We start from the raw sequence: 11,347 nt of genomic DNA, 5'->3' as shown, positions 1-11,347 counted from the left end.
TTCTACAATTCCACTATGGTATCAGGCATTTATTTTAAAAACAATAGTTTTTTCTTTTATAATCGTTAATTGTACAGTTCTTAGCTTTAAGTAGACAAAACTAAAAGAGCTGTCTGTTGACAGCTCCTTAGTTTGCGACAGACCACTCTACATGATCTAAAAACTTAAATACGTCCTCATACACTTTATCGCGCTCTTTATCTAATGTAATAATATGGCCAGAATTTTCATACCAAATAATCTCTTTATCATCAGTTTCCACAGTATTTAAAATGAATGGCGCACTTTCTTGATAAAGCTCATCATCTAATGAACCTTGTAATACTAATGTAGGTGCTTTGATTGTAGATAAGTCATCACGTGTTTCTGTTGTTAAACGTGTCACACCATCTAATGAATCCTTAGGTGTAATACGTAATTCATGTAATTCTGAAATAATTTGATCTTTTGATTTATTTTCAAAATGTTTATATAAACGAGCGTAATGATATAAACGTGTAAATAAGCCTTTTGAGTTATCGCGTGTTATTGGTGCACACATGGCAACACATGCTTTCACAGGAAACGTCTCTGCTACTTTTAACGAAAATACGCCGCCAAGTGAAATTCCTACTACCGCGATTTCTTCATGACCATTACTTTTTAGGAAGTTATAACCTTCCACAACATCGTTCCACCAGTCTTCTGGTCTTGTTTCAAGTAATGCTTCTGGTTCTACACCATGCCCACTATAAATCGGTGCATGAACTGTATAACCACGTTTTGATAAAAATTCACCTAGCTTTTTCACATCTTTTGTGCTACCTGTGAATCCATGCAGTAATAGTACGGCTTTTTTGCCTCCCTCAATTGTTAGAGGTTGTGGCTTTGATAAATTCATTTTATAATATCCCCTTCACGGAAACTTGTAATTGTGTAATTTATGTGTCTATCTTAACACCCTTTATTCATAATGTACAATTTATAGTTTTTATCATATTAATGTCTTTTGTGCATTAATGATGTGAGGTTAATGGCTGTTATATCACACTTTCTGCTACTTTTATTTTTCATTCCTCATTTTACGTGCTTTCATTTTTCAAAAAATTTTTCATCCCGCATTAACAGTCAGTAATTTATCTGTACGGAAAGTGAAGTGACAGGTACAAGAGTACTACCTAAAATTCAGCGAAGTAAAGAGATGAACTGCCCGTAATATCCGATTGATGAAGACTAATAATCAGCGGGAAAATCCCCACTGATTAAAGTTTCATTTGATGTGCCTATACTTCCTACTCTTTTACCGTTATAATGCAGTTAACTCAAAATAACGGGAATTGAGGTGAAAAAATGGAGTGGCAGCAATTAGAATATTTTGTAGCAGTAGCAAAGCTTGAGCATATGACTCGTGCAGCTGAAGCATTAGCAATTTCTCAACCAGCATTAAGTCGTTCGATTTCAAAGCTTGAAGAGGAATTAGGAGTACCCTTGTTCGACCGACAAGGACGTTCGATTATGCTCAACCGATATGGCGAGCTTTTTTTGTATCGTGTCCAACGCATGCGTAAGGAATATGAAAAAGCAGTTCTAGAATTACAGGAGCTCAATAATCCAGAGCTAGGAGATGTATCACTCGGCTTTTTACATACACTTGGGACTAGCATCGTACCTGACCTGATTCGCGCTTTCCGTCAGAACCATCCGCATATACGCTTTCACTTTACACAAAATTACTCACATTCCCAATTGAAGCAATTACTCGCGGGAGAGTTAGACCTTTGTTTACTTGCATCGATCGACACGGAGCCCCCTGTTTGCTGGAAGGAGCTGTGGCGTGATGAGCTTTATATTATGGTGCCGATTGACCATCCCTTCGCTAACCGGACAAGCATTAAAATGAAGGAACTTGAACATGAGAATTTTGTACTGATGAAAAAGGGTTACGCATTGCGCCGTACAGCTGATAAATTATTAAATGCTGCAGGTATCAAACCGAAGATTACTTTTGAAGGTGATGAGGTATCAACCGTAGCTGGTTTTGTAGGTGCTGGCCTCGGCGTGTCGTTACTGCCTGTTGACGAAGACTTGAATCCAAATAAATTAGCTAAAATTCGTGTAGAGGATATGGTTTGTGAACGGATAATAGGTATGGCTTGGATTGAAAATCGATATCTTCCACCTTCAGCACGGCAATTTCAACAATTTGTATTCGATTTTTACGATAAAAATAATTGACAGCCCTATCATTCATTAATAAACGAGCTAAAGCAAAAAAGCGAGTAACAATTTCAGTTCTGCGTATTTGTTACTCGCTTATCTTTAAATATTCAAATGGTTATGCATTTTTACCTGTATATTTACTCTTATGGTATTGTGATAAAACTAATACTAGGCTAGTCACAAGGACGATAAGTAATGCAATAAATTGCGAAGTTGAAAATATACCTACTTGTCCCCTAATTACATCACCTCTGTAAAACTCAATTACAAATCTACCTGCACTATAAAGAAGCAAATACACACAAGAAACTAATCCAGGTTTTTTAGTCTTTCTCGCTAATAGAAGCAAAAGAATACATAATGTAAAACTAAACACACTCTCCATAATTTGTGTAGGTATTAATTTAATATCATTCGGTGCAATTTCTGAGTTATGAAAAGTAATTCCAAACGGACTATGTGTTTCTTCTCCATAGCAGCAGCCAGCAAGTAGACAGCCAATCCTTCCAAATCCCTGAGCTAGTGCAATTGAGGGGACAAAAAGATCAAGGTGTTGCAAAAATTTAATATTATGTAGTTTACAATAAATGAAACCGGCCAAAATCCCGCCAATAATTCCACCGTAAACAACAAATCCTTCACCGATATTCCAAATAATGCTAGGATTCTTGATGATATTTGGGAATTGAGTAATCCAATACAAAAGCTTTGCCCCAGTAAAACCACCTATCAATCCCCACACTGTCAAAGAATAAACATCTGACTACTCCCACAGCTAAAGCAGTGGGCTTCCTGAAGCTCAATTCTGTGATAATTCAAACTGACGGTTTTTAGCACGATAAACAATGAGTTGGTATGCAAGGAATATGCCCAGTGCAATCAATAATCCATACCCATATATGGTTATCGGTCCTACTTTGAGAAGTTCATTATACATACTCTTCCTCCTTAAACTTAATTTATTTCATATTGTTGGTGATTTTCATTACACCTATTATATCCACAAAGTAAATTTTCTCTAAATAAAAACCAAAATTATCATTTATTTTTTAGCAATAAGGGGTCTATACAATATTCGATTCATAATGCTATCTCTCGCAGCAAGCATAATTATTGGTGTTTCCTTCAGTTTGCCAAGCTTTCTTTCAGTCCCTATTTAAGAGCTCAAAACATGAGTACTTTCTCATTTTATGAGGTACACTACAAGACAATTTTCTTCAACTCAAAAAACCACCTTCTTCATACGAAAGGTGGTTACTGCAAAGCATTTTATTATTACTTTCCTACATATTTTACTTGATACGAATACATATCTGTTGTATTTCCATCGATCTCAAAAAGTCCCTGCTTTGCAAGGGTCATCAAGCGTTTTTCCACAAATTCTTCACTTATATAGTCATCAATTGCACCAATTGTTTCACCGATGATACGCATCGGTATAAGCCATTCTTCATTTAGTTCGGCATGTGCTCTTTCCGCACTTTCCATAATGATAGGATCCAATGCGTCTTCCGCTACATGTACAATTCCATCTTGCCAAATTCGTAGTGTACTAGGGTTTTGTTTTAGCTCTTCCCATTCCTTTGCAAGTTCCTGACACTCATCAATAGAAAACCGCTTAGCCTCAGAACGGAGCTTCATTAGCAAGTCTGACGCAAGTTCACCTGATTGACGAATCTTCATGTTTGGCTGTACACGCTTTAAGCCCTCTGTAGCATCAATTCCATATACCATACTACATTTATTGATCAACTCGCTCATAACAAGTCGCAACCCAATCTCTTCATGAGTACTTTGGCTGTACCAAACCCAGACATCAACATCGCACGGTAAACCTGCAATTTTTTTCTTCCATGCTTGTTGAAGATCCTCGTACAATTCACGTTCTTCATTGTCCCTAAAGATATGAGCTGCTAGCCAGTTTTTTCGTTCTTCTGCGCTGCTTAGTGGACCAATCGAGAAAATCTCATTGACACTAAGCACTGATTCATCTCGTTGTAAATGATGCTGTCGTATCGCGTGTTTTATCGAACCCTGTGTAGATAAGCTAAACGTTATATGTAAAATTGCCATGAAAATCCCCCATTTTACTGTTTACTCAGCGCTATTTGTATCCCAATAAAAGTGAAAAGTATGCCTTGAATCATATTTAATCGTTTAGCAATTGCAGGCTTACCAATAATTACTTTTCTAACTTTACCGGCAAAAATGCTAAATAATGAAAATAGTATAAGCGCTTGTACTAAAAATACAATACCCAAAATTAACATCTGTAAACCTACATGACCATTAGAAGGATTTACAAACTGTGGCAATAGTGCTAAGAAAAATAAAGAAACTTTTGGATTTAAAATATTCATTAAAATACCTTTTCGATATAACGTCATATAGGCTTGTTCATTTTGCTGTTCCAGCGTGAATGGATCACCTTTCGCGCGAAACGATTGCCAAGCTAAATACAATAAATACGCTGCTCCTGCAAACTTAACAATAGAAAAAATAACTGTTGATTGATAAATAATAGCTGAGATTCCTAGAACAGCCGCTCCTATATGAACGAGCAAGCCTGTACAGAGACCAAGTGATGTCGCTATACCCGCCTTTTTATCCTGTGTAATGCTTTGCGCAAGAACAAATAAATTATCTGGTCCTGGCATTAATGTTAAAATAATTGCTGCCCCTAAAAACGCCAATAACATTGAAAACGTCAATACTACCCCTTCTTTCCATATTTTTAATAGGCTCATCAACATAACATACGTTTTTACAAAATGTCACACCCAACTTTCGGTAATGAACAATTACTTTTAGAAAAGAACCATTATAATATGATTTTATTTCCATTATACTACATGGTGATTTGCTTTTTCTAAATTTTTACAAAAAATCTCTAAGCGATTATGCTCGTTTAAGCAACACTTTTCTTCTTTAATACATTATAATAAATATTATCATAACGTAAAAGTCGTATTGTTTTGGAGAAAGAGGTGTTTGTCGATGGCAGTAAGTGATATTGTAAAGCAATATGAAGACGAGCAAGGAAATGTCTATTATAAAATGAAAACACATGATATCGAAGTACAAGCTGCACAAAATTCAGGGTTAGCACCAGTTATTACTTATTTTATGGGTGAAAAAGAGATTACTGATGATATTCGAAGTTTACGTTTTAGCCCTCGCCCTCCCTCAAGCTATATTCAAGATTACGATGAATTTCAAACCATGCTTTATGCTAAAGAACAACGTGCCATCAACGAACTATATGAACAAATGAGTATAAAACCAAAAAATATGTCTTCAGGAAAACAAATATTATGGAGCTTTTTCGTAATTGTTATAGCGATGCTCCCACTATTAGTCGCAATCTGGTGGTACAATTAAAAAAGTTGTGTTTTCCTCTCAACGTACCCTCGATTGTTCAGTATTACCTACTAATTTATTCGAAACTTTTTATTAACATTCCTAATCAGCTTGACAGACTTGCTAAAGTAGTGCATTCTTTATTCAATTACTTTTTGAGGAATGAGACATCATTCAAAAAGATATTCAATTATTAAAATAACAGCGGCGAAGACTAGTACCTAGAAACTGCTTGATCAGAGAGCGATGCCCATCGGCTGTAAGGCATTGTACAAGAAAGACTAAAGAACCTACTTCGTAAAACGTCCTAGCTAAACTAGGCGCAGTCTCAAGCGTTATGAGGTAAAGTGGAATGTCAATGACGTTCAATGTAGGTGGTACCACGGAAAGCGGCCTTTTCGTCCTAATTTATTAGGATGAAAAGGCTTTTTATTTTTAATTTTTAGCGAATCTTAGCAGCTGCTAAAGTTTAAATCATAATGCAAATGTAATGGCGAATTGGAGGTATTGCAATGGAAAGAAAAAGAATCGTCGTCAAAATTGGGAGTAGCTCCTTAACAAATGCAAAAGGTGAAATTGATAAAATACGTTTAATGGACCATGTTCAAGCGATAGCTGAATTAAAAAAAGACGGTCATGAAGTATTGCTTGTTTCATCAGGTGCAGTTGCAGCAGGCTTTAAACAGCTAGGGTACCCTTCCCGACCCGTTACAGTAAAAGGTAAACAAGCTGCAGCGGCAGTTGGGCAAAGTTTACTTATTCAAACCTACAATGCTTTATTTAGTATTTATGATATTGTACCTGCTCAAATTTTATTAACACGTACTGATTTTTCAAAAAAGGAGCGCTATAAAAATGCCTATGCCACTTTTGAAGAATTAATAGAGCGCTCTATACTGCCAATCGTTAACGAAAACGATACGGTATCTGTTAGCGAATTAACCTTTGGAGATAACGACATGTTATCGGCTCTTGTAAGTGGTCTCGTTCATGCCGATCAGCTCATTATCTTAACAGATATCAATGGCTTGTATAACGCCAATCCAAATAAAAACCCAGAGGCCAAACGCATTGATCGATTAACAGAGGTATCTGATGAAATGCTAGGTTTTGCAGATGGTGCAGGCTCGAAGGTCGGTACAGGTGGTATGGAATCTAAATTACTTGCAGCTCGAGCAGCTTTAAATGCAGGCGTCAAAGTTTTTATCGGAACTGGCCACGGTGCTAAAAAGCTTGTAGACATACTAGAAGGCCGTGGTGATGGTACGTATGTTGAGCATGATGCGCTTGCTGTTTTAACAAATAATAAACAGTGGATTGCACTCACGGAAGTATCTGGTAAAATTTTTATAGATAGCGGTGCTGAGCATGCACTATTGGCAAATGGGAAAAGCTTGTTACCCGCTGGTGTATACCGTGTCGAAGGTGACTTCGCAAATGGAGACGTTGTCGAGGTCTACAGTGACAATGGACTGCTTGGTCGTGGTGAGGTCTTATATTCTTCCCTAGAGTTAGCACATGCGATGGGAAAACGTACAGATGAGTTAGCGAACTATCCTATTGAGGTCATTCACCGAGATAAATGGCTAAAAATTCAAACAAATTAAGGAGGAATTCACATGACAAGTGAAGTTCAACAAAAAGGAAAGCTAGCAAAAGCCGCCAGCTATATTTTAAATATTAAAACAACTTGTGAAAAAAATGAGGCTCTCACAAAAATTGCTGAGCAATTAATCATCGACCAAGATACTATTATTGCTGAAAATGCAAAGGATTTAGCTCATGGCAAGCAACAAGGAATGCCCGCTTCTACACTTGATCGCATCATGCTAAACAAAGAACGAGTGGAAGCTATGTCAAGTGCTATTCAGTTACTTGTTGAATTAAATGATCCAGTAGGTAGTCTTTTAGAGCGAATAGAAAAAGATAATGGACTATTGATTGAAAAGCGTCTAGTGCCTATTGGCGTTATCGGGATGATTTACGAGGCGCGACCTAATGTTACAGTGGATGCGGCAACATTATCATTGAAAACAGGTAATGCAGTCATTTTACGTGGTAGCTCTTCTGCCAAATTTTCTAATGTAGCACTTGTGGCAAGTATTCATCGTGCACTTAGCAAAACGTCTATCCCTGTAGGCGCTGTACAATTAATCGAGGATACGAATCGTGAAACTGTCAAAGAATTATTCCATTTAAAAGAATACTTAGATGTATTAATTCCTCGTGGCGGAAAAGCACTTATTGATTTAGTAGTAAATGAAGCCACTGTACCAGTACTAGAGACAGGTGCTGGCAACTGTCATATTTATGTGGACCATACGGCCGATTACATAAAAACAGAAAAAATTTGTATCAATGCGAAAACGCAACGCCCATCGGTTTGTAATGCAGCCGAAAGCTTACTTATTCATCCTGATTGGTTTAAGGAGCACGGCAAACAGCTACTAAGTGCTATGCATCAAGCCGGTGTGACAATTATTGGTGATGAAACCGTTTGTCAAGCTCTTGAATTCGCTCAACTAGCAACAGCTGAAGACTATGCAACTGAATATTTAGATTTAAAGATCAGCGTTAAAATTGTGGAAAACGTTTATGAAGCAATCGAACACATTAATAAATACGGCACGAACCACTCTGAAGCCATCATGACTGAGGATCAGTTAGTAGCAGATACGTTCTTAAATAGCGTGGATGCTGCAGCTGTTTATCACAATGCCTCCACTCGCTTCACAGACGGCTTTGAATTCGGCTACGGTGCAGAAATCGGCATTAGTACGCAAAAATTACACGCTCGGGGACCAATGGGTTTACCAGCATTAACATCAACAAAGTATTACATTCACGGTAACGGCCAAATCCGAGAATAATTGTAGAACTATTAATGAAGAGCCGACAGCGTATGTCAACTGTCGGCTTTCTTTCCTTATTTTTGAACCTTAAGGATTGATAGATTTGTAAAGGTGCTGGGGCGTCTTCTATCTGAGTAGATTCTACTGTTAACTCAGCGGGTTCAGACTATACCTGAACGAATTCTTCTCATCAGCCGAACGGTTCTAGACTATGCTTAGGTGGATTCTTCTCCAAGCTGAGTAGTTCGAGACTATACCTGTGCGAATTCTTCCCTTAGTCGAGCGGTTCATGCCTTTACCTGAGCGATTTCTTCTCTTAGCCGAGCAGTTCCTTACTCTACCTTAGCGGATTCTTCTCTTAGCCGAGCAGTTCCTCACTCTACCTGAGCGATTTCTTCTCTTAGTCGAGCGGTTCATGCCTTTACCTGAGCGATTTCTTCTCTTAGTCGAGCGGTTCCAGCCTTTACCTGAGCGATTTCTTCTCTTTGCCGAGCAGTTTCTTACTCTATCTGAGCGAATAACTTTGAGAACGGGGCGAAATAACGTTAAGTTTCCCCTACTTCCACAAGCGACAAAAATTATAATAATTTTATAGAAAGAAGGTTTTGGATGAACATTTCAGCGATTATCAAACTAACTGTTTCAATGGCCCTTTTTGGCTCTATTGGATTTTTTACCGTTCATACTGGCGTACCTGCTACCGAGCTAGTATTTGTTAGATGTATTTGTGCTACCCTCTTTCTAGGAGGAATGTGGCTGATCACAGGTGGTCACAAAACGGAAATATGGGATAAAAAGGAGATATTACGTACACTTCTATGCGGTGTCTTTATTGTCTTAAACTGGGTATTTTTATTTAAAGCCTTTGAAGAAATGTCCATTTCCATTGCCATTTCTATCTATAATTTAGCACCAATATTCGTATTAATATTTGGCGCGTTGTTTTTAAAAGAAAAGATGACTATTCAAGCATTGCTAGCAACAGTTACTTGCTTTATCGGCAGTATGCTCATTATTGGTTTAAATAATTTTATGACACTCTCTGAATTTATGAAATCAGGTTTTATTTGGGCATTACTGTCTGCATTGTTTTACGCGTTTACGATGCTTACAAGTAAAACAATCACAAAGCTTAGTTCCTATGCCTTAACATATATCCAAACTGCAGTTGGAATTATCATACTATTGCCATTTGTTAATTTTTCGTTATTTGATGGCTTAACGACAACAAACTGGCTATATATTTTAGGAACAGGCTTTATTCATACAGGATTTGTTTATTATTTATTTTTTGATAGTATTCGTAGCCTCTCTACTATTCTAGTTTCAGTATTAGTATTTGTTGACCCAGTAGTGGCTATATTGCTTGATATGCTGTTGCTTGATTTTATGCCAAGCTTCATGCAAACAGTTGGTATTGTATTAATTTTTGGTGGCATTTTTTACACAATTTACGTACCGAAGAAAAAGCGTGTGCCTCAGACTTAATCCTTATTTATCTTCATTCAGCGGATGTTTTTTGTGGCGAAAGCGACGCGTCAGCTACAGAAGACTCCCACCTTTAAAGGTGAAGAGATGAATGTGGGTGTGCTTCCTTTTCAGTGGATATATTCTCACACAGACTGGAATAGAGGAACTCAGTCTAAGAACGCCAAGGGCAAGGTGACGGAAAGGTCGAGAAAAGCGACGGATTGAAATGAAGGCGACGGAACGGACTGGCAGAACGACAGATACAAAGCGCTTTGTGACGGAAAGGTCCAGCAGAGCGACGGATTGAAATGAAGGTGACGGAACGGACTGGCAGAGCGACGGATGTAAAGCGCTTTGTGACGGAAAGATCCAACAGAGCGACGGATGCAAAGCGCTTAGTGATGGAAAGCCCACGTCATGTGGCAATTTTTCTGTGCGAAAGAAAAGCGACAGCAACATTTTATTTAAAGGAGATTATTCCGTGAGTAAACTTTATGCAATTGGTGAATTATTAATTGATTTTACACCTACTGAACAAAATGCTTCCCTTGCTACAGTTGAGCAATTTACTAAAAATGCTGGTGGGGCTCCTGCCAATGTTGCAGCTGTTTGTGCAAAACTCGGGCAACAAGCTGCCCTCATTACACAGGTAGGTCAGGATGCTTTTGGAGATTTTCTCGTAGAAACGTTAAAAAAAGCCGATGTCGATACGAACTATATTGTTCAAACAGATAAGGGTGAAACGAGTCTAGCTTTTGTTTCCCTGACAAGTGATGGAGGCCGAGATTTCTTATTTTATCGTCGCCACGCAGCAGATTTACTTTACAACAAAGAACAACTCCCACCTAATTTATTAACAGATCACGATATTGTTCATTTTTGTTCAGTTAATTTAGTGGAAAGCCCTATGAAACATGCACATATGGCATTGATTGAACAAGCCCATCAGGTAGGTAGTCTTGTTTCTTTTGATCCAAATGTTCGCTTGCCACTATGGAATGATGAGAAGGCATGTCGTCAAACCATTTTGGATTTTTTACCAAAGGCCCATATCGTTAAATTGTCCGAGGAGGAGCTTTTATTTTTAACAGCGATTGAGGATGAGGAAACAGCTGTCCATTCATTATTTCAGGGGAAAGTACAAGTAATTATAATTACTTGTGGCGCAGAAGGTGCAAGTCTTTATACTAAAAAGCTTCATGTAAAGATACCTGCTGACAAAGTTCATGCGGTTGATACTACTGGAGCGGGCGATGCTTTTATTGGTGCATTGTTAGCTATTCTCCTGAGCAAACAGATTACAGTGATCAATCTAGTCGAATTTTGTAAGGAGCAGGCTATTCCCCTTCTTACTTTCGCAAATCGATATGCAGGAGCTTCGACCGAAAAACATGGTGCCATTGCTTCTTACCTGACTAAGCGTGAATTGCCATTTAAAGATAATATGTTTTTTTAAATATTTCGCA

At 37.9% G+C, this 11,347-nt stretch carries 9 protein-coding genes and 1 pseudogene; 6 read left to right on the top strand and 4 right to left on the bottom strand.

The window, feature by feature from the left end; genetic code table 11:
• Window positions 1-127: 127 nt before the first annotated feature.
• On the bottom strand, window positions 128-880 hold the full coding sequence (locus ACQKOG_RS10155; protein ID WP_370077479.1) for an alpha/beta hydrolase: 753 nt from the start codon (window positions 878-880) through the stop codon (window positions 128-130).
• Window positions 881-1,329: 449 nt separating this feature from the next.
• Between ACQKOG_RS10155 and ACQKOG_RS10150 the strand changes: the two genes are divergently transcribed.
• Window positions 1,330-2,214, top strand: coding sequence for a LysR family transcriptional regulator (locus ACQKOG_RS10150; protein WP_370077477.1), 885 nt, complete (start codon window positions 1,330-1,332; stop codon window positions 2,212-2,214).
• 100 nt (window positions 2,215-2,314) lie between these two features.
• Here the strand turns inward: ACQKOG_RS10150 and ACQKOG_RS10145 are convergent.
• From ACQKOG_RS10145 to ACQKOG_RS10135, 3 genes and pseudogenes are all read right to left on the bottom strand, one after another.
• A pseudogene (locus tag ACQKOG_RS10145) lies at window positions 2,315-3,136 on the bottom strand (prolipoprotein diacylglyceryl transferase).
• A 338-nt stretch (window positions 3,137-3,474) separates the two neighbouring features.
• Window positions 3,475-4,272 carry a DUF1835 domain-containing protein gene (locus tag ACQKOG_RS10140; protein ID WP_370077475.1) on the bottom strand — a complete coding sequence of 266 codons (798 nt, stop codon included), beginning with the start codon at window positions 4,270-4,272 and terminating at the stop codon, window positions 3,475-3,477.
• Window positions 4,273-4,286: 14 nt separating this feature from the next.
• On the bottom strand, window positions 4,287-4,910 hold the full coding sequence (locus ACQKOG_RS10135; RefSeq protein WP_370077473.1) for a LysE family translocator: 624 nt from the start codon (window positions 4,908-4,910) through the stop codon (window positions 4,287-4,289).
• Window positions 4,911-5,196: 286 nt separating this feature from the next.
• Between ACQKOG_RS10135 and ACQKOG_RS10130 the strand changes: the two genes are divergently transcribed.
• The 5 genes from ACQKOG_RS10130 (at window position 5,197) to ACQKOG_RS10110 (ending at window position 11,337) form a co-directional block, all read left to right on the top strand.
• Complete coding sequence (locus tag ACQKOG_RS10130) at window positions 5,197-5,580, top strand: sodium:proton antiporter (protein ID WP_370077471.1); 384 nt, start codon at window positions 5,197-5,199, stop codon at window positions 5,578-5,580.
• A 491-nt stretch (window positions 5,581-6,071) separates the two neighbouring features.
• A complete protein-coding gene (gene proB, locus ACQKOG_RS10125) occupies window positions 6,072-7,166 on the top strand; it encodes a glutamate 5-kinase (protein ID WP_370077467.1) in 1,095 nt (364 codons plus the stop codon).
• Window positions 7,167-7,178: 12 nt separating this feature from the next.
• Complete coding sequence (locus tag ACQKOG_RS10120; RefSeq protein WP_370077465.1) at window positions 7,179-8,429, top strand: glutamate-5-semialdehyde dehydrogenase; 1,251 nt, start codon at window positions 7,179-7,181, stop codon at window positions 8,427-8,429.
• Window positions 8,430-9,020: 591 nt separating this feature from the next.
• Window positions 9,021-9,899 (top strand): DMT family transporter, encoded by an 879-nt coding sequence (locus ACQKOG_RS10115; protein WP_370077463.1) that lies wholly within the window; start codon window positions 9,021-9,023, stop codon window positions 9,897-9,899.
• A gap of 463 nt (window positions 9,900-10,362) precedes the next feature.
• On the top strand, window positions 10,363-11,337 hold the full coding sequence (locus ACQKOG_RS10110) for a carbohydrate kinase family protein (RefSeq protein ID WP_370077460.1): 975 nt from the start codon (window positions 10,363-10,365) through the stop codon (window positions 11,335-11,337).
• The last annotated feature ends 10 nt before the right edge of the window (window positions 11,338-11,347 follow it).

The organism is Lysinibacillus sp. NPDC093216, assembly GCF_050280325.1.
GTDB lineage: Bacteria > Bacillota > Bacilli > Bacillales_A > Planococcaceae > Lysinibacillus.
The sequence above is the reverse complement of the archived record's forward strand: the minus strand, read 5'-3'. Positions and strand labels throughout refer to the sequence as shown.